The sequence below is a fragment of the Phyllobacterium chamaecytisi genome (genome assembly GCF_020164455.1).
Taxonomy (GTDB): Bacteria; Pseudomonadota; Alphaproteobacteria; order Rhizobiales; family Rhizobiaceae; genus Phyllobacterium; species Phyllobacterium chamaecytisi.
This window is the reverse complement of record NZ_JAIQWW010000002.1, coordinates 367,732-386,618: the sequence shown is the minus strand read 5'-3', so window position 1 is coordinate 386,618 and position 18,887 is coordinate 367,732. Positions and strand designations below refer to the sequence as shown.

The following is an 18,887-nucleotide window of genomic DNA, read 5'->3' as shown; positions in this document are numbered from 1 at the left end:
AATGCATATTCATGAGTATCAGGCCAAGGGTGTCCTGAAGTCCTTTGGCGTGCCCGTCCCGGAAGGCTATCTGGCCGTGGACATCGAAGAGGCCGGTGAAATGGCCGCAAGGCTCCCTGGTCCGGTCTTTGTCGTCAAATCGCAAATTCATGCCGGCGGTCGCGGCAAAGGTTCGTTCAAGGAACTGGGCGAAGGTGCAAAGGGCGGTGTCCGTCTTGCCCGTTCGATTGCGGAAGTTCGCGAACATGCCGCTGAAATGCTCGGCAATACATTGGTGACGATCCAGACCGGCCCTTCAGGCAAGCAGGTCAACCGTCTCTATGTCGAGGACGGATCGCAGATCGAGAAGGAATTCTACCTCTCGCTTCTCGTCGACCGCGCAACCAGCCGCGTTTCGTTCGTTGTCTCCACCGAAGGCGGCATGGACATCGAAACCATTGCGCACGACACACCGGAAAAGATCCTGACGTTCTCGGTCGATCCGGCAACGGGCATCTTGCCCCATCATGGCCGCGCCGTTGCCAAGGCGCTTGAACTTGACGGCGATCTCGCCAAACAGGCGCATACACTCGTTGCAAAACTCTATACCGCGTTCACTGCCAAAGACATGGAGATGCTCGAGATCAATCCGCTGATCGTCTCGAAGGACGGCCAGTTGAAATGTCTCGACGCCAAGGTCAGCTTCGATTCCAACGCACTCGCACGTCATCTCGACATTTTCGAAATGCGTGATGAGACCGAAGAGGATGCCAAGGAGATAGAAGCGTCGAAATACGACCTCTCCTACATCACGCTCGACGGCAGCATCGGCTGCATGGTCAACGGCGCCGGCCTTGCCATGGCGACCATGGACATCATCAAGTTCTACGGTGCAGAACCGGCCAACTTTCTCGATGTCGGCGGCGGCGCCACTGCCGAGAAGGTTGCGGCGGCATTCAAGATCATCACTGCAGATCCGAATGTAAAAGGCATTCTCATCAACATCTTCGGTGGCATCATGCGCTGCGACGTGATCGCGGAAGGTGTGATCACGGCCGTCAAGGAAGTGGGGCTGACGGTACCGCTCGTCGTTCGCCTCGAAGGCACCAATGTGAACGAGGGCAAGAAGATCATCGCGGCATCAGGCTTGAACGTCATCCCCGCCGACGATCTCGACGATGCCGCCCAGAAGATCGTCAATGCAGTGGGAGGCTCAAACTGATGTCGATACTGATCAACAAGAACACCCATCTCCTCTGTCAGGGCTTCACCGGCAAGACCGGCACCTTCCACAGCGAACAGGCGATCAAATATGGCACCCACATGGTCGGCGGCACCTCTCCCGGCAAAGGCGGAACGTCACATCTCGGTCTGCCCGTCTTCGACACGGTAGCGGAAGCACGTGAAGCAACCGGAGCTGACGCCTCGGTTATTTACGTGCCGCCTTTCGGCGCGGCAGACGCTATCTGCGAGGCGATCCAGGCGGAAATTCCACTGATCGTCTGCATCACCGAAGGTATTCCGGTTCTCGACATGCAGCGTGTCAAACGAGCATTGAGCGGTTCGAAGTCGCGACTGATCGGCCCCAACTGTCCGGGCATCATGACTGTCGATGAATGCAAGATCGGGATTATGCCCGGCTCCATCTTCCGCAAAGGATCCGTCGGCATCGTGTCGCGTTCGGGCACACTGACCTATGAGGCAGTATTCCAGACCTCGCAACAGGGTCTTGGCCAGACAACCGCGGTCGGAATCGGTGGCGATCCCATCAAAGGCACCGAGTTCATCGATGTGCTGGAAATGTTCCTCGCTGATCCGGCGACAGAATCAATCGTGATGATTGGCGAAATCGGCGGTTCGGCTGAAGAAGAAGCCGCGCAATTCCTCGCCGACGAGGCAAGACACGGACGTTCGAAGCCAACGGTCGGGTTCATTGCGGGTCGCACGGCACCTCCGGGACGGCGCATGGGCCATGCTGGAGCCATCATATCCGGCGGCAAAGGTGGCGCAGAAGACAAAATCAGTGCCATGGAAGCGGCTGGCGTCCGGATCGCCTCTACACCGGCGCGTCTTGGCACAACACTGGTCGAACTTCTGAATGAGCGTTCGATATCTCCACGCCTGTCGGCAACCGGTTGATGGATCGAGCGCCGGATCAAACCGCCATGTCGCTTGAAAATCACTGCCGCGAAAGGCTTGCCGCCTTTCGCGGCCGGCTGACCGACGAACCACGCTATAATCCTGTCGCACAGCTCTCCTTCGAACTGTCGCGTGATCTCGAAGCGGGCACGCTCAGCAGACAGGATTTGGCCGGCCTCATTCATACTCTCGGCAAGGCCAGCTTTCAGGCTCGCGCCCTCGCCCTCGCGGGTTATGTCGGCCCGCTCGATATGGATGAGAATCGCAAGCGTCTGACGTCCGCCATCGAATCCCTGCTCGGCGATGACGGCACATTCGAGGAAGATCTTGCCGTCCTTCGTTGCCAGCTTGGACTGGTATTTACAGCACATCCAACCTTTCTCCTGTCGCGCCGCCAGCGCAACATGCTCGCCCGCCTCGCCAATGGCGAAATCATTGAAGACGATGAAACAGGTTTGGGTCCTGATCGCCCGATTGCGCTGAATGATGAGCATGAAGCGGTGCTTATGGCGATCGATAGAGCCAGCGACGCGATCGCCGAGTTTTCGAGATTGTCGATTGAGATCCTGCGCAAGCGCCATGGAGATAGGTGGCGGGAGGCGCAGATCGGTTTCGTCGGCGTCGGTACCTGGGTCGGATACGACCTGGATGGACGCACGGACATAGCCTGGATCGACATGTTTCGCTTCAGGCTTGCTGAAAAATCGCGGCAGATCCGTCGCTATGAAGCTTCAATCGCCCGGATACTCGCAAAGCCCGGATGCGGATCGGCGACCGGAAACAAGCTCGGGCAGATGGCCCTGAAACTCGAGCGGCTCCACGCATGGAGCGGTCTTGTGCTGGAAGCCTTTTCGCAAATACCGCTCGATCCGTCAGCCCTTGAGGCCGCTTCGGAGATATTGACGACCGATCATCCCGACCGGATCGTCAGCATCGATCCCTTGCTCTCCATCCTGGACGCGGCCGTTGCGGATGCCCCCGACGAAATCGCGCTGGACCTGCTCATTCTGCGCAGCGAGATGGCAGCGCTCAGCTTTGGCGTGGGTGAAGTTCACCTGCGTATCAATGCGACACAGCTTCATAACGCCATCATGCAGTATTTGGACCTTGATTCCGAAGAACAGATCGGCAGTCGATCCATTCTCGAAATGCTTGGCGAACTCATCCGCGATGCCGATAAGTACCAGGTCAACTTCGCCTCCCTCGATATCGAGCAAAAAACTGCGCTGCGTCAGTTCTTGCTTGCCGCCCAGATTCTCAAGCATGTCGATAGCGATTCCTCCATTCGCCTGTTGATTGCCGAATGCGAAAACCCGGCAACTGTGCTTGCCGCAATGTGCTTCGCCCGGCTGTTCGGCGTCGACCACAAGCTCGATATATCGCCGCTGTTCGAAACGCCCACAGCACTGGAGAACGCAGCCCGCTTCTTCGACGTGCTTTTCGCCATTCCTGAATACCGGGACATCGTGCGTGCCCGCGGTCGCATAGCGATACAAACCGGCTTTTCCGATTCCGGTCGTTTCATGGGTCAGATTCCAGCGGCTCTCGCCATTGAACGCGTCCAGGGGCAACTGGCGCGTGCATGTACTCGTCACGAACTCACGGATGTCGAAGTCCTCATTTTCAACACGCATGGCGAATCTGCGGGCCGCGGCGCCCACCAGCGCTCATTCATGGACCGGGCCTTCTACGTGCTTAGCCCATGGATCCGCCACCAATACCGCGATGCCGGCATTGCCCTGAAACATGAGGTTAGTTTTCAAGGCGGCGACGGATATCTCTATTTCGAGACGCCCGAGCTGGCTCTTGCCACGTTGACGAGACTTGTCGAATGTGAGGTGCCGGCACGCGGCGCGCCCGAAGATGACATGCTCTATGCCAAGACGAGCTTTTCCTTCGATTTTTATCGGCATATTGCGAATTTTCATGATCATCTTCTGAATGACCGGGCCTATCACAGAACGCTCGGCTCGTTTCCGCAAGGGCTTCTCAACGAGACCGGTTCGCGCAAATCGCGCCGGCAGTTCGATGTCGCTGGCGCCGAAGTCCATCAGGTCAGGAAAATTCGCGCGATCCCCCATAATGCCATCCTGCAGCAACTCGGCTACCCGCTGACTGTTGTCTCCGGTTTCGGAAGTGCAGTGCGCGATGATGAGGATCGCTTCGTGGAAGTTTATAAGGGATCGGATCGCCTGCGCCGGCTTACGTCTCACGTTTTTGCCACGAAACAAAAGTCGAGCATCAAGGCGCTTGCAGCTTTCGCGACCATTTACGACCCCGCATTCTGGTCGTCGCGACCCTATGCCGGCGCCGAGCCGCACCTCGCCGCACCTTGTCTTTCGATAACACAACTCCTTGAAGGCGATGAAAGGGCGACGGCCATAAGCGCGCTGGCGGTCAAGCTGAGGATCGATGCCATCTGGCTTCACCGCATCCTGGATGCGGTCGAACTACCTGCGGGCAAGCCACGGGAGTCAGAACATGAGCGCAGCGACATGCTGCAGGCCATACGCCTGGCACTATTGCAGCATATCTTTCTGATGGCCGCTCGCGTTCCGCGATTTTCGACGCGCAACGATATTTCTCGCGACGACATCATGGAACTGATCTTCAGCCTGCGCATACCCGAAGCAGTCGAATTGCTCCGCGGAGCGTATCCCGGGGACCCCGTCGATATGAAGAACTATCACCTTAGCGAGCCATTCACCTATCCGGGAGAACGTCCCTCGAACTATGCCGATCTCAGCGCCCGGTTGATCGACCCGATTGCCGATACGTACACCGCTATTCTTGAAGCCGGCACAGCGCTGGCTCTTGATTTCGGCGCTCATGGCTAACGTAAATGGTTGCAAAAACTCGCAAAATGACTTCAATGACTTAAATATGGTATTATACATTCCAAATATAAATGGAGATGATCCGACGTGAGCCCGAGAACCCACATGCGTTGGCCGCTGGCCGATGACGTCACCCCGGACCTCGTCCTTGAGCCCTTTGCGGCCGAGCCGAACTTCAAAACGCGAATCTATGCGACATTGAAACAGGCCATCGCCAATATGGACATCTATGCCACGTCGGAAGATACCTGGCTCGACGAACGGCAATTGGCCGATCGGCTTGGTGTTAGCCGTACACCCATCCGCGAAGCGATCGCGATGCTGGAGCAACAGGGGTTTGTGAAATCCATCCCTCGCCGCGGCATCATGGTGTTGCGCAAGACAAAGCGCGAAGTAATCGAAATGATCCAGGTCTGGGCTGCTTTGGAAGCCATGGCTGCCCGCCTCGTCTCGCTCAATGCCAGCGGCAAGGATATTGCACGCTTGAGGACGCTCTTCGAAAAGTTCCATGAGGGCCACAAGCCGGCCGATTATCTGGGTGAGTATTCCGAAGCCAATTTGCAGTTTCACCAGACCCTGATCCAGATGACGGATTCGAAAATTCTCCGGGAAACAACCGAGAACATTCTCCTCCACGTTCGAGGCATCCGGAAGATCACCATCGGGCGCGACGACCGCGCATCCCAGTCGATCAAGGATCATCTGGCAATCATTGCGGCCTTGGAAAAGCGCGATACCGAGACGGCCGAAAAGCTCTGCCGCGATCACACGCTCGGCCTCGCCGCCTACGTGGAGAAGCACAGCGAAGGTATTTTCGACTGAGAAACCTGACCGCTCGCCGCGCTTGAAGCAGCGAGCAGTGTGGACCTCTCACTCCTTCCATCCCACCTTTGGAGATGCGGCAATGATCGGCCTTCCCGAAACCATGACTGTGATCGCCATCAGCGAACCGGGCGGTCCTGATGTTCTCAAAGCGGAGCAGCGTCCTATTCCTGCCCCTGCGGAGAACGAAATACTCATTCGTGTTGCTGCCGCCGGTGTCAACCGCCCCGATCTCTTCCAGCGCGCGGGTAACTATCCGCCGCCGAAAGGCTCCTCCGACCTGCCCGGTCTCGAAGTTGCCGGCGAAGTGGCGGCCGTGGGAATGGGTGTGTCGCGATGGAAGGCGGGAGACAAGGTCTGCGCCCTGACACCGGGGGGCGGCTATGCCGAATACGCGCTCGTCGACAGCTTGAGCGCACTACCGATCCCCGACGGGCTCTCTTTCGTAGAAGCTGCCGCCATACCGGAAACCTTCTTTACCGTTTGGCATAACGTCTTCGAGCTTGGCGCCTTGAAGCAGGGTGAAACCCTGCTGATCCATGGCGGCGCATCGGGCATAGGAACGACTGCGATCATGCTTGCCAAGGCATTCGGTGCGACAGTGATCGTAACCGCAGGGACGGACGAAAAATGCGCCGCTTGCCTTAAGCTCGGTGCGGATACGGCAATCAATTACCGCACGGCGGATTGGCTGGCAGAGGTCAGGGACGTGACCGGGCGGCAAGGCGCCAACGTCATCCTCGACATGGTCGGCGGTCCCTATATCGAGAAAAACTACCAGGCGGCCGCGATCGGCGGACGAATCGTCAATATCGCATTCCTGCAAGGCTCGCGCGCCGATGTCGATTTTATGCGTCTGATGATGAAGCGCCTGACGCACACCGGCTCAACGCTGCGCGCGCAACCTCTGGAGGCAAAGGCGCGCATCGCCGCCGAGCTTGAAGCCAATGTCTGGCCGCTCCTCGCCGAGGGTAAATGCCGGCCGCTTATCCACGCGTGTTTTCCATTTACCAAGGCAAGTCAGGCCCACACATTGATGGAAGCCAATACCAATATCGGCAAGATCGTGCTCACAATTGAAAACGACCGGTAATTTTTAGAAGCCGAACAGTTTTTTGCGCAAGATGGCGTGATTCCTGCACAAGACTGACCGATTCCTATGCAAGAAATGCCGAAACCCATATGGTTTTTGCAATCGCAGATTTAAATTTTGGTGTAGTGACGCGAAAATCGCGCCACTACACGTGACTGATCAAGCCGGCTGCAATTCAGGCAAGGACCGAGCGCCATGAGACGCGGCAGCTTTATCGAGTCCGCTCTTCATGGGCTTGCCGGCGACGTAAACCTCTGAAACAGAACGATCATCGCCCATGGTCTGGAGAATAAACAGCTCCTCTGCCAAGGTCGTGGCAGTCCTCATGCGCAATTCCATCGCCGGCTTGGCACGGCTGTCGAGAATGGTGATATCGGCATCTGCCCCCGCACGCAGCGAACCGATACGATCCTCAAGACCTAGTGCCCGGGCATTGCCAAGCGTCATCATGTAGTAGGAAGCGAATGGCGAGAGGCGCTGGCCCTGTACATGCAAAACCTTGTAGGCCTCGCTCATCGTCTCCAGCATGGAGAAGCTGGTCCCCCCGCCCACATCGGTCGCGACGGACGTGCGTGCACCGAGCTCTTTGAACCGACCTTGGTCAAACAAGCCGCTGCCGAGGAAGAGATTGGAGGTCGGACAGAAAACCGCGACTGATTTTGTCTCAGCGAGCGCCGAAATTTCCCGGTCCGAAAGGAAGATGCAGTGGCCCAGCAACGTCTTGGATCCTAGCAGATCATAGTTCGCATAGATGTCGGTATAGTCCTTCGCCGAAGGATAAAGCGAAGTTGCATAGGAAATTTCGTCTTTATTTTCAGATAGATGCGTCTGGACATAACATTCCGGATGTTCGCGCACCAAAGCGCGGCTCATGTCCATCTGCTCGGGTGTTGAAGTGATGGCGAAGCGCGGACTGATTGCGTAGTGCGCGCGTCCGCGGCCATGCCACTTGGCGATAAGAGCCTTGGTATCGTCATAACCGGACTGCGGCGTATCGCGCAGTGCGTCGGGAGCGTTGCGATCCATCATGACCTTGCCGCCGATCATCAGCATATTGCGCTTCTCAGCGGCAGCAAAGTAGGCGTCAACGCTTGTCCGGTGAACCGAACAATAGGCAGCGGCGGTTGTCGTGCCGTTGCGCAACAACTCGTCCATGAAGCGCCCGGCGATGAAATCGGCGTGCGCGGTGGACGAGAATTTCTGCTCCTCGACGAAGATATAGGTATTCAACCACTCTAGCAGCTGCGCGCCGTAGGAGGCGATTGCCTGGGTCTGCGGGAAATGCAGGTGGGTGTCGATGAATCCAGGCAGGATCAAATGCGGACGGTGATCGACGATCTGCGCCTGCGGACCCGCAATCGACGCCAAGGCCGCGTATTCGCCAGCTTCGACAATCTTGCCGTTGTCGACCAGCACCGCGCCATCTTCGAAATAGTTGTAGGCTGACTGATCGTCGATGCTCTTTGGCTCGTCGACGAATGTCAGCACGCGGCCACGTAAAAGCAATTTGCTCATTGGACTGTTCCTCCCTGAACTGTGGTCTCATACCAGCTGGCGAGCAGGCGGCGTTCCTCGTCGGTAATGCCGCTGACATTGGCCGGCGGCATTGCATGTGAACGTCCGGCCTGCAGATAAATCTCACGGGCATGCGCTGCGATCTCGCTATCGGTCTCAAGCACGACACCCTTGGGCGGCACGATGATGCCCTCCCAGCCGGGTTCCTTGGCGTGGCACATCGAGCAGCGTCCGAGGATAGTGTCCTTCACCTTGGGGAAGGCTTCCGCGGAAATGAACGGTTGCTGGACAGCGGAGATTCTCTCCTCTCCGCTTTCGCCCGAAAGAATCTTCGGCACAGTCGAGAGCCACATGATGATGACGAAGAGGATCGCGGTAACCAGCCACGTCCATGTCGGTTCCCCCTTGCGCGCGTGGCGGGTGTTGAACCAATGGCGGATCGTGACGCCCATCAGGAACACCAGCGATGCGATGATCCAGTTGTATTTGGTGCCGAATGCCAGCGGATAGTGGTTCGACAACATCAGGAACAGCACTGGCAGGGTCAGATAATTGTTGTGGGTCGAGCGCTGCTTGGCCTGCTTGCCCAGCGCGGGATCCGGAACTTTTCCTGCGATCAGATCGGCAACGACTTTCTTCTGGTTCGGGATGATGATCATGAACACGTTGGCGGACATGATCGTCGCTGTGAACGCGCCTAGGTGAAGAAACGCTGCACGCCCGGTGAAGAGCTGCGTATAGCCCCAGGCCATGCCGACGAGCACGAAATACAGCAGCACCATCAGCTGCGTGTCGTTCCTGCCGAGCGGCGACTTGCAGATCGTGTCGTAGACGATCCAGCCGCCAAAGATCGAAGCGAGGGAAATCGCGATAGCCACTGGCCGCGACACGTCGAGTACATGCGGATCGATCAGGTAGAGATCGGCGCCTACATAGTAGACGATGCAAAGCATGGCGAAGCCCGAAAGCCACGTCGCATAGGATTCCCATTTGAACCATGTCAGATGTTCAGGCATCTGCTCCGGGGCCACCAGATATTTCTGGATATGATAGAACCCGCCGCCGTGGACTTGCCACTCCTCGCCGTGGGCACCAGCGGGAAGGTCCGGCCGCTGGCGCAGACCGAGGTCAAGCGCCACGAAATAAAAGGATGAGCCGATCCAGGCGATGCCGGTAATCACATGCAACCAGCGAACGGCGAAGTTCATCCAGTCCCAGGCAATAGCGTATTCGTACATGCGGCTCTCCCATTTATTGTGGGAGAGTATGTGCCAAAGCCTATGCTCATGGGAAACACCGTAATGGACCCATCTCTTTCAAAAAAATCTTTAAAATGCTAGATCATCAGACAGTGTAAGGCTTCGGGCGAAAATAATGTCGTACCTTGATAACCTTCGTGTTTTTGTTCGAGTCGTCGAACTTGGAAACCTCTCTGCCGCCGGACGCGACCAGCGCGCTTCTCCGGCTGTCGCCAGCAATCGGATCAAGGAACTCGAGCGTCATCTTGGCGTCCGTCTTTTCAATCGCACGACGCGCAAACTGACTCCTACCGAGCACGGCCGCGTATTCTACGAAGGCGCAGTCAAGATCATCGAGGCAATCAATGAGGCCGAAGCGGCGATTGCCGATCTGTCGAAAAAGCCCAAAGGTGCAATTCGCATCACCGCACCGCTCGGGATCGGCCGGCGCCTGATTGCATCCGGCATTCCGGAGTTCCACGACAAGTACCCGGATATCGAAGTGCGGCTGCGATTGTCGGATCACAACGTCGATATCATGAGCGAGGGTGTCGACGTTGCCTTCAAGCTCGGCATACTCGAAGACTCCAATTTGCGCATGCGCGGCATCATGAATTGCGAAAGGGTAATCTGCGCGTCGCCGGATTATCTGGAAAGGCGCGGTACACCTCTAACGCCCGATGATTTGATAGCCGAACATCATGACTGCCTGCTGCTACGCTATCCGGGCTCCAAAGAATATTTCTGGACGCTGCAGATGCCCGAAGGTACTCGCAAGCTGGAAGTCAGTGGTCCTTATGATTCCGACGATGGCGATGTCCTGACACAATGGGCGCTTGAGGGTCGCGGCATCATCAACAAACCGTTGTTTGAAGTGAAAAGCCATTTGAATGACGGAACGCTGAAAGCGATCCTCGAAGACACGCCTCCGGCCAGTATTCAGCTCGCAGCAATCTACCCGCACAAGCGTTTCCAGGATCCGAAGGTCCGGCTGATGATCGACTTCATGACCGAGCGCTGTCAGCGCCTGGTCAGTGCAATGTTGGAATAAGAGCTCACCTCAGGCTGGAACGCGCCTACGTTCTTTGGGTGCAACATTTGGCGTAAGGCGATAGTTCAACGCCGAAACCATGATTTCAGCCGCCGCCAGAGCCGCAATGACAGTTGGGCGCTTGTCCTTCACGGCGGTCCCGCCGACCGGACAAACCAGCCTGTCGAAAAACTCAGGACGACCCACCTCACGTGTCAACCAGTTGCGGAACGTTGCCCGTTTCGTCTTGGAGCCGATCATTCCGACGTAGGACGCATCATTCCTGGCAAGTGCTTCGGCCGTAATCAAGAAGTCGAGTGCATGGTCGTGGGTGAGGACGACGAATGCACTTCCCGCTGGCGCATCACGAACGACCGCCTCAGGCATGGCCGTCAGGCAAGTTTCGATGCCGGGGACCTGCGTGGCGGAAAGTTCCTCTTCGCGTGTGTCGACCAATATCGTTCGCAGCGGGACCAGTGAAAGCGCCATGGCCAGTGCATCGCCGACATGACCGGCACCAAAGATATAAACATGCGGCCGCCCAGCGATTTCGAGATCGACCTTCTCGATCAATGTCATGGCCACAGTTCGATCAACCCGTTTGAAGCCCAGTGAGACACGGCCACCGCAGCATTGGCCAATCTCCGGTCCGAGCGGGATCGTCATTTCATCCATTTGGACGCCGTTTTCGAGCGCCCTGCGCGCGTGATCAATTGCCATGAATTCGAGCTGCCCACCGCCTATGGTGCCAAAAATGCAATCCGCTGCCACCAGCATCCAGGCTCCGGCCTCGCGGGGCGTAGACCCATCTGCTGCCTTCACCTCGACCAGCACGACCTGCTTCCGTCGATTCAGAAAATCCCTGATATCGTCGTGGTTCGTTGGCATGGGATTTCACAGCTCCTTGCCCGCCGACCGCAAACGTTCTACCGCGATCAATACACGCTCTGGTGTGGCCGGGGCATCGAGGCGCGGTGAAATTCGATAGTCCGCTACACTGGCAACTGCCATCGAGATTGCCTCCAGCACGGAGATTGCCAGCATGAATGGCGGCTCGCCGACGGCCTTGGAGCGGCGGATCGTTTCTTCGCGGTTGACCGACCAACTGGCAAGCTGCACGTTGAACGTGCGTGGACGATCCGATGCCAGCGGGATCTTGTATGTCGACGGCGCGTGCGTGCGCAGCCGTCCCTTGGCATCCCACCACAACTCTTCAGTCGTCAGCCAGCCCATGCCCTGTACGAAGGCGCCTTCCACCTGGCCCAGATCGAGCGCAGGATTCAACGACTTGCCAACATCATGAAGAACATCGGTCCGGTCGACCTGATACTCGCCGGTCAGCGTGTCGACGCTCACCTCGGATACCGAAGCGCCGTAGGCGAAATAGTAGAACGGGCGGCCCCTGCCCTCGGCCCGGCTCCAGTGGATTTTTGGCGTCTTGTAAAAGCCCGCTGCCGAGAGTTGAACGCGAGCGCCATAGGCGGATCTGATAAATTCCGGGAATGGAATGAGCCGGTCGCCTACCCGCACCGTATTGGGCTCGAAGAAAACCTGTTCCTGTTTGACATCATAATGCTCGACGGCAAACTGAACGAGGCGTGCCTTGATCTGTTGGGCGGCATTGGCTGCGGCCATGCCATTGAGATCCGAACCGGAAGAAGCAGCTGTCGCAGAGGTATTTGGAACCTTTGCGGTTGTTGTTGCTGTTATTCTGATGCGGTCGAGATCGACCTGGAATTCGTCGGCCACAACCTGCGCTACCTTGGTGTTCAGCCCCTGTCCCATCTCGGTACCACCATGGTTGAGATGGATTGAACCGTCCGTATAGACATGGACGAGAGCGCCAGCTTGATTGTATTCCGTTTTGGTGAAGGAGATGCCGAACTTCACCGGCGTCAGCGCTATACCCCGCTTGATGACCCGGCTGTAGCGATTGAAGTTGATAATCGCCTCGCGCCGAGCCGCGTAATCAGATGTTGCTTCAAGCTCCGCAATGATTTGCGGGATGATATTGTCTTCGACCGTCTGATGATACGGCGTAAGATTGCGACCCTCGCCGCCATAGAAATTGGCCTTGCGAATTTCCAGCGGATCCTTGCCAAGCGCATAGGCGATCTCTTCGATCATGCGCTCGCCGCCGACCATACCCTGCGGACCACCAAACCCACGAAAAGCCGTGTTGGAAACGGTATTGGTTTTCAACGGTCGCGAACGCAGCCGGACATTCGGGTAGAAATAGCAATTGTCGGCGTGGAAGAGAGCACGGTCCGTCACTGGACCGGAAAGGTCCGCCGAGAAACCGCAGCGCGCCGAGAATGTCGCATCGACAGCTTCAATGCGGCCCTCGTCGTCGAAGCCGAGTTCATAGGCAACGTGGAAGTCGTGGCGCTTGCCGGTCGCAACCATATCGTCGTCGCGATCGGGGCGGATCTTCACGGCCCGCCGGTATTTCTTTGCAGCGATTGCCGCCACAGCCGCGAATAGATTGGCCTGCGTTTCCTTACCGCCAAAACCGCCACCCATGCGTCTTACGTTGACTGTTACGGCATTTGAGGGCACGCCGAGGACGTGGCCAACCATGTGCTGCGTTTCGCTCGGGTGCTGCGTTGAGGAAAAAACCGTCACCTCGTCATCCTCGCCAGGGATGGCGAAGGCAATGTGACCTTCCAAATAGAAATGATCCTGTCCACCAATGCGCATTTCCCCGCTCAAACGGTTCTTTGCACCAGCGAGGCCAGCGGCAATGTCGCCCCGTTCCAGCTTCAGTGGATCGATCACCAGCGGATAGTTGGCCTTTTCCGCTTCCAGTACGTCGGTGACATGGTCGAGATCACGGTACTCGATTTTGACCTTCGATGCCGCCTGACGCGCAATTTGCCGCGTTTCTGCAATCACCGCGAAGATGGGTTGGCCATGGAATTCAACCTTGCCAACTGCAAAGACGGGATCGTCATGTTTACCTGCGGGGCTCACGTCGTTGTGGCCCGGGATATCGTCAACCGTCAGCACGCCAATAACGCCGGCGCTAGCTTTCACCGCCTCGAAATCGATGGACAGGATTTCCGCGTGCGCACGCTGCGACAGGCCGAGGTAGGCATGGAGCGTGTCCGATGGTTCCGGCATATCGTCGATGTACTCGGCCGTACCGGATACGTGCTTATGCCCGGATTCGTGCGGTTGCTTTTCATGGATGCCACCGCGAATGCGGGCAATCGGTTGAATCACATTCATTGCGCGCTCCTCACCCAAATGCCGCTTCGTAGCGGTTCAACCGGACATGCTCGCCGCCTGTCTCAAGGTAGAAGCGCCGCAACAGGTTCTTTGCGACCAAGAGGCGATAGTCAGCAGAAGCGCGCCAATCCGTCAGCGGCGTGAAATCATCGGCGAAAACTGCTGCTGCCTTTTCAATAGCGCCCTCATCCCAAACGGCGCCGGTCAACGATGCCTCGACCGCACTTGCACGCTTGGGAGTTCCGGCCATCCCGCCAAATGCGATGATTGCATTCTCCACCCGGCCTCGTTCGTCGAGAGAAATCCGGAATGCGCCGCAGACCGACGAAATGTCTTCGTCCAAACGTTTGGAAATCTTGTACACACCGTAAAGGTCCTCGACATCGAGATAAGGGATATGGATCGCTTCCACGAACTCGCCGAGTGCACGATCCTGTTTGCCATACTCGATAAAGTATTTCTCAATTGGAACGGAGCGGCGATTGTTACCCTTGCGCAATTGAACTGTCGCACCAAGGCCTATCAAGGCCGGCGGCGTATCGCCGATTGGCGAGCCGTTGGCGACGTTGCCACCGACAGTCCCCATGTTGCGAACCTGCTCACCGCCAATGCGGTTCCAGAGCTCTGTCAACTGCGGGAAATGGCGAATGATGACGGGATATGCGTCGGTGTAACTTACGCCTGCACCAAGCGTCAGACCATCGTCACCCTCTGTTATCAGCCGCAAGTCATCGAGATGCGACAGGAAGACCACCGGGCCGATCTCGCGCATGAACTTCGTCACCCAGAGCCCGACATCGGTCGAGCCCGCGACAATCGTCGCGCCTGGATCGTGTTCCAGCGCATCGGCGAAATCATCAACGTTGGCGGGAAGTACAAGCTGTTGTCTGCCCTCCCCGACCACAACGCGCTTGCCATCTTTCAAGGTAAGCAGTTGTTCGGTAACGCGTGCACGCTCAGTGACAAGTGGATCCCTGTTCAGATCGCCAATGGCGGTAACGCTTTCCGCGGCCCGGATGATTGCGGCATAGCCAGTGCAACGGCAGAGATTGCCCTGCAGAGCCTTTTCGATTTCCTGGATATTCGGCTTCGGATTTTGCATCCAAAGACCGTAGAGCGACATGACGAAGCCGGGTGTGCAGAAACCGCACTGCGACGCATGAGTGTCAACCATCGCCTGCTGCACCGGATGCAATGTCCCATCCGATCCAGCGAGTGCCTCGACCGTCACGACATGGCAACCATCCAGAGAGCCAACGAAACGGATGCAGGCGTTGACCGATTCATATTTGAGCTGGCCATTGAACAGGCGTCCGACGAGGACTGTGCACGCTCCACAGTCGCCCTCGGCGCACCCTTCCTTGGTGCCCCTCAGTTTGCGGTCGAGCCGGAGAAAATCGAGAAGCGTTTCGGTCGGGGAAACATCTGTGCGCTCGACAACCTTGTCGTTGAGCAGAAACCGGATGCTATTGCGGATCTGGACTTCCATCTGAGGTCAACTCCCGCGATAGGTTGAATAGCCGAAGGGCGCGACGAGCAGCGGCACGTGATAGTGAACGTTCTCGTCATCGATGCCGAAGCGGATCGGGACCACATCGAGAAACGGCGTCTGGCCATTTGCAGGTTGGCTGCCGAAATATTCGCCTACATGAAAGCGGAGTTCGTAAGCACCTGAGCGCATATCAGCGCCGGTCAATAATGGTTTGTTGCAGCGTCCATCTTCATTAGTGCGTGTGCTGTGCAGAGGAAGAAGGCGCTCGCCATCGACGCGAAAGAGATCGATCCGCAACCTGGCGGCAGGCTTGCCGCTGGCCGTGTCAAGCACATGGGTCGTCAGGCGACCGGCAGCTTCATCGTGAAGGCTCATGTGTATTCCTCCCTCCCGCGGAGTACTTTTCAATTTCCATCGCTCAATGTGCCCCTTGGCATCAGTCCCGGGTAGGCAGCGCCTGATTGCAGGACTTTCAAAATTTTCTGGGGGAATGCTTCGTCCATTATTTGGGTATTCAGGGTGGAATAGCGATTTGAGGAGGGACCCACCTTGGCGAGATATCCGCGCGACATGCATGGCTACGGTGCAAATCCACCGTCGGCCAACTGGCCAGATAATGCGCGCATCGCCGTCCAGCTTGTCGTCAACTACGAGGAAGGTGGCGAAAACTGTGTCTTGCATGGCGACGCCGCCTCTGAAGCTTTCCTGTCAGAGATTGTCGGGGCGCAGGCGTGGCCAAATCAGCGTCACTGGAACATGGAGTCGATCTACGAGTATGGCGCACGCGCCGGGTTTTGGCGCCTGCATCGCTTGCTGACAACGAAGAACGTGCCGGTAACGGTCTATGGCGTGGCGACGGCCCTGCAGCGGTCGCCCTCGCAGGTTCGAGCCATGCTCGATGCAGGCTGGGAGATCGCATCGCACGGCCTGAAATGGATCGACTACAAGGATTGCAGCGCTGAGGCTGAGCATGAACACATGCTCGAAGCGATCCGCATCCACACTGCCGTTACCGGTGAACGTCCCCGCGGCTGGTACACGGGTCGATGCTCGGCGAACACAGTCGATCTGGTGACCGAAGAAGGCGGCTTCGACTATGTTTCCGATTCCTATGCCGACGACCTGCCGTATTGGCACGAGTTCGGCGGCCACCATCAACTCGTCATTCCCTATACACTCGATGCCAACGATATGCGGTTCGCAACCCCGCAAGGGTTCAATGCCGGCGACCAGTTCTTTTCCTATCTGAAGGACAGTTTCGATACCTTGTACGCGGAAGGTGAAGCGGGTTCGCCCAAGATGATGAGCATTGGTCTCCATTGCCGCCTGGTCGGCAGGCCCGGACGCGTCGCGGCCCTGGCCCGGTTCATCGACTACGTAAAAAGCCACGAGAAGGTCTGGCTCGCTCGTCGCATTGACATCGCGCAGCACTGGGCCACGAACCACCCGTATAAAACGCAGCGAGTGCAGCCATCGACAATGTCCGAGGACGCATTCGTCTATTGCTTTGGCGGGGTGTTCGAACACTCAGACTGGATCGCAAAACGGGCATACGCTGCCGAGCTCGGACCATCCCACGATAACGTCACTGGCCTGCACGCAGCGCTTTGCACGGCATTTCGCAACTCTTCCGACAACGAACGTCTCGGCGTCTTGAATGCTCACCCAGACCTTGCCGGAAAACTGGCGCAAGCCAAACGCCTGACGGAAAGCTCTGCACTGGAACAGGCGTCCGCAGGCCTGGATGAGTTAACAGACAACGAGCGAGAGAAGTTCACCGCTCTCAATGCGCGCTATGTCGAAACCTTCGGATTTCCATTCATCATCGCGGTCAAAGGCCGAGGCAAAGACGAAATCCTTTCCGCCTTTAAAACGCGGATCGCCAATGACCGCCAGACAGAATTCAACACAGCGTGCCGGGAGGTGGAGAAGATTGCTCTTCTGCGCCTTCAAGACATGCTGGCAAACTGAGGAATGAAAATGTCAAACACCAATGAAGATATCCCCGCATTCGCCCGTAACTCGATCAATCTTGCATCGGCTGGCCTCGGGGCAAAGCCGATGTTCGCGACCGATGAGTTCTTTGCACCGCTGGAACGCATGCTGAGCGACGAGCCTGCAATTTTCTATCCTGAAAAATTCGACGACAACGGCAAGTGGATGGACGGTTGGGAAACGCGCCGGCGACGCAGCAGTGGACATGATTATGCGGTCGTCCAGCTTGCCGCGCCGGGCACCATCGCCGGTTTCGATGTCGACACAGCCCATTTCACGGGGAACTACCCTCCTGCCTGCCGTATCGAAGCTTGTAATACAACGGGCAAACCTGGCGAAGCCACCTTGTGGACGGAGGTGCTCGGATTGAGTCAACTCGGCGCCAGTTCGCACCACTATTTTACTTGCAGCTCCAAGCAAGTGTGGACCCATGTTCGCCTGCACATACATCCGGACGGCGGCGTTGCTCGCTTGCGTGTCTACGGTCAGCCGTCGCTGGACATTGACAGCGTCAATGGTGAGGCCGTCGATCTCGCGTCGTCGTTACTTGGTGGCCGCGTCGTCGCCATGTCTAATGCACATTATGGCTATCAGCGCCTGCTCGCGCCGGGCCGCGGCATCAACATGGGCGACGGCTGGGAAACACGCCGCAGACGTGAGCCAGGCAATGACTGGATCATCATCAAGCTTGCCGCGCGCGGAACAATTGAAAGTGCAATTGTGGATACGGCCCACTTCAAGGGGAACTATCCGGATGCCTGCTCGATTCAGGTCGCCGATCTTGGCGATGCCGGCGAGAGCCTCGACGAACTGGTTGTCGCTTCGTCCATGTTCTGGGAAGAGATTCTGCCTGTCCAGAAGTTGTCCGCGGACAACATTCACGAATATGGCGGCAACCATATCAAGCAAAACGGTGCAGTGACGCACGCTCGCTTCAACATCTACCCGGATGGCGGCGTGAGCCGGTTGCGGCTGTTCGGCAAAATCGCGCGCGGTTAATTCTATGCGCGAGATCGTCATTCAACCGTTGACCCGGGAGGCGTTTGCGCCTTTCGGCGATGTCATTGAGATCGAAGGCGCAAGCAGCTTTCCCATCAATCATGGCATGTGCATGCGCTACCATGATCTGGCCAAGGTCGAGACGACGGGAGAAAATGCACATACTTTGATAAGCCTGCTACGCGGCAAGCCTTATGAACTGCCCCTCAAGCTGGAAATGGTCGAGCGGCATCCCCTCGGCAGTCAGGCCTTCGTGCCCCTGTCAGGCAATCCGTTTCTCGTGGTTGCAGCCCACGACCAGCCGGATGGCCCAAGCGACCCTGTCGCCTTTCTGACGGAACCGGGCCAGGGCGTGAATATTCATCGCAACGTGTGGCACGGCATTCTGACGCCGCTGCAGGGGCAGTCAGACTTTGTTGTGATCGACAGGGGCGGCGACGGCGTCAATCTGCAGGAGCATTTCTATCCCGAGGCGTTTCTTATTCGCTAACGCCGAACAACACACGCAAAAAAGGCC

15 protein-coding genes are annotated in these 18,887 nt (G+C 57.3%); 9 read left to right on the top strand and 6 right to left on the bottom strand.

Annotation, left to right across the window (positions count from 1 at the left end; all coding sequences use genetic code 11):
• Position 1: 1 nt before the first annotated feature.
• The 5 genes from sucC to LB462_RS05540 all read left to right on the top strand — a co-directional run bounded on the left by sucC (position 2) and on the right by LB462_RS05540 (position 6,870).
• Entirely contained in the window at positions 2-1,201 is a 1,200-nt protein-coding gene (gene sucC, locus LB462_RS05560) for an ADP-forming succinate--CoA ligase subunit beta (RefSeq protein ID WP_224506349.1), read from the top strand.
• Positions 1,201-2,118 (top strand): succinate--CoA ligase subunit alpha, encoded by a 918-nt coding sequence (gene sucD / locus LB462_RS05555; RefSeq protein WP_224506348.1) that lies wholly within the window; start codon positions 1,201-1,203, stop codon positions 2,116-2,118. Before sucC ends, sucD begins: the two co-directional genes overlap by 1 nt.
• Positions 2,119-2,144: 26 nt before the next feature.
• A complete protein-coding gene (locus LB462_RS05550) occupies positions 2,145-4,955 on the top strand; it encodes a phosphoenolpyruvate carboxylase (protein ID WP_224506347.1) in 2,811 nt (936 codons plus the stop codon).
• 105 nt (positions 4,956-5,060) lie between these two features.
• A complete protein-coding gene (locus LB462_RS05545) occupies positions 5,061-5,777 on the top strand; it encodes a GntR family transcriptional regulator (RefSeq protein WP_112532300.1) in 717 nt (238 codons plus the stop codon).
• An 82-nt stretch (positions 5,778-5,859) separates the two neighbouring features.
• On the top strand, positions 5,860-6,870 hold the full coding sequence (locus LB462_RS05540) for an NAD(P)H-quinone oxidoreductase (RefSeq protein ID WP_224506345.1): 1,011 nt from the start codon (positions 5,860-5,862) through the stop codon (positions 6,868-6,870).
• A gap of 159 nt (positions 6,871-7,029) precedes the next feature.
• Here LB462_RS05540 and guaD read toward each other — a convergent pair whose 3' ends face one another.
• Positions 7,030-8,385, bottom strand: a complete 1,356-nt coding sequence (guaD, locus tag LB462_RS05535) for a guanine deaminase (protein WP_224506344.1) — start codon at positions 8,383-8,385, stop codon at positions 7,030-7,032.
• Positions 8,382-9,623 (bottom strand): urate hydroxylase PuuD, encoded by a 1,242-nt coding sequence (locus LB462_RS05530; RefSeq protein WP_224506343.1) that lies wholly within the window; start codon positions 9,621-9,623, stop codon positions 8,382-8,384. Before LB462_RS05530 ends, guaD begins: the two co-directional genes overlap by 4 nt.
• Before the next feature lie 136 nt (positions 9,624-9,759).
• On the opposite strand from LB462_RS05530, the gene LB462_RS05525 reads away from it, so the two are divergent.
• Positions 9,760-10,674 (top strand): LysR family transcriptional regulator, encoded by a 915-nt coding sequence (locus LB462_RS05525; protein ID WP_224506342.1) that lies wholly within the window; start codon positions 9,760-9,762, stop codon positions 10,672-10,674.
• A 9-nt stretch (positions 10,675-10,683) separates the two neighbouring features.
• Here the strand turns inward: LB462_RS05525 and xdhC are convergent, their stop codons facing one another.
• From xdhC to uraH, 4 genes are read right to left on the bottom strand one after another with little or no spacing between them, the layout of a single operon-like run.
• Positions 10,684-11,541 carry a xanthine dehydrogenase accessory protein XdhC gene (gene xdhC, locus LB462_RS05520; protein ID WP_224506341.1) on the bottom strand — a complete coding sequence of 286 codons (858 nt, stop codon included), beginning with the start codon at positions 11,539-11,541 and terminating at the stop codon, positions 10,684-10,686.
• Between the two features lie 6 nt (positions 11,542-11,547).
• Entirely contained in the window at positions 11,548-13,884 is a 2,337-nt protein-coding gene (gene xdhB / locus LB462_RS05515; protein ID WP_224506340.1) for a xanthine dehydrogenase molybdopterin binding subunit, read from the bottom strand.
• Between the two features lie 10 nt (positions 13,885-13,894).
• Positions 13,895-15,373: a xanthine dehydrogenase small subunit gene (xdhA, locus tag LB462_RS05510; protein WP_224506339.1), complete on the bottom strand. Its 1,479-nt coding sequence runs from the start codon at positions 15,371-15,373 to the stop codon at positions 13,895-13,897.
• 6 nt (positions 15,374-15,379) lie between these two features.
• The gene (gene uraH / locus LB462_RS05505) at positions 15,380-15,751 is read right to left on the bottom strand and encodes a hydroxyisourate hydrolase (protein ID WP_224506338.1); all 372 of its coding nucleotides are present in this window, start codon (positions 15,749-15,751) and stop codon (positions 15,380-15,382) included.
• A 195-nt stretch (positions 15,752-15,946) separates the two neighbouring features.
• On the opposite strand from uraH, the gene puuE reads away from it, so the two are divergent.
• From puuE to LB462_RS05490, 3 genes are read left to right on the top strand one after another with little or no spacing between them, the layout of a single operon-like run.
• Complete coding sequence (puuE, locus tag LB462_RS05500) at positions 15,947-17,347, top strand: allantoinase PuuE (protein WP_224506379.1); 1,401 nt, start codon at positions 15,947-15,949, stop codon at positions 17,345-17,347.
• Between the two features lie 9 nt (positions 17,348-17,356).
• Positions 17,357-18,370: an allantoicase gene (gene alc / locus LB462_RS05495; RefSeq protein WP_224506337.1), complete on the top strand. Its 1,014-nt coding sequence runs from the start codon at positions 17,357-17,359 to the stop codon at positions 18,368-18,370.
• 4 nt (positions 18,371-18,374) lie between these two features.
• Positions 18,375-18,860, top strand: a complete 486-nt coding sequence (locus LB462_RS05490; protein WP_224506336.1) for an ureidoglycolate lyase — start codon at positions 18,375-18,377, stop codon at positions 18,858-18,860.
• Positions 18,861-18,887 lie beyond the last annotated feature (27 nt).

Excerpts from the sequence above, each read along its gene's own strand:
- sucC (WP_224506349.1), top strand. The coding sequence starts at position 2 with ATGCATATTCATGAGTATCAGGCCAAGGGTGTCCTGAAGTCCTTTGGC.
- sucD (WP_224506348.1), top strand. The coding sequence starts at position 1,201 with ATGTCGATACTGATCAACAAGAACACCCATCTCCTCTGTCAGGGCTTC.
- LB462_RS05550 (WP_224506347.1), top strand. The coding sequence starts at position 2,145 with ATGTCGCTTGAAAATCACTGCCGCGAAAGGCTTGCCGCCTTTCGCGGC.
- LB462_RS05545 (WP_112532300.1), top strand. The coding sequence starts at position 5,061 with ATGCGTTGGCCGCTGGCCGATGACGTCACCCCGGACCTCGTCCTTGAG.
- LB462_RS05540 (WP_224506345.1), top strand. The coding sequence starts at position 5,860 with ATGATCGGCCTTCCCGAAACCATGACTGTGATCGCCATCAGCGAACCG.
- guaD (WP_224506344.1), bottom strand. The coding sequence starts at position 8,385 with ATGAGCAAATTGCTTTTACGTGGCCGCGTGCTGACATTCGTCGACGAG.
- LB462_RS05530 (WP_224506343.1), bottom strand. The coding sequence starts at position 9,623 with ATGTACGAATACGCTATTGCCTGGGACTGGATGAACTTCGCCGTTCGC.
- LB462_RS05525 (WP_224506342.1), top strand. The coding sequence starts at position 9,760 with ATGTCGTACCTTGATAACCTTCGTGTTTTTGTTCGAGTCGTCGAACTT.
- xdhC (WP_224506341.1), bottom strand. The coding sequence starts at position 11,541 with ATGCCAACGAACCACGACGATATCAGGGATTTTCTGAATCGACGGAAG.
- xdhB (WP_224506340.1), bottom strand. The coding sequence starts at position 13,884 with ATGAATGTGATTCAACCGATTGCCCGCATTCGCGGTGGCATCCATGAA.
- xdhA (WP_224506339.1), bottom strand. The coding sequence starts at position 15,373 with ATGGAAGTCCAGATCCGCAATAGCATCCGGTTTCTGCTCAACGACAAG.
- uraH (WP_224506338.1), bottom strand. The coding sequence starts at position 15,751 with ATGAGCCTTCACGATGAAGCTGCCGGTCGCCTGACGACCCATGTGCTT.
- puuE (WP_224506379.1), top strand. The coding sequence starts at position 15,947 with ATGCATGGCTACGGTGCAAATCCACCGTCGGCCAACTGGCCAGATAAT.
- alc (WP_224506337.1), top strand. The coding sequence starts at position 17,357 with ATGTCAAACACCAATGAAGATATCCCCGCATTCGCCCGTAACTCGATC.
- LB462_RS05490 (WP_224506336.1), top strand. The coding sequence starts at position 18,375 with ATGCGCGAGATCGTCATTCAACCGTTGACCCGGGAGGCGTTTGCGCCT.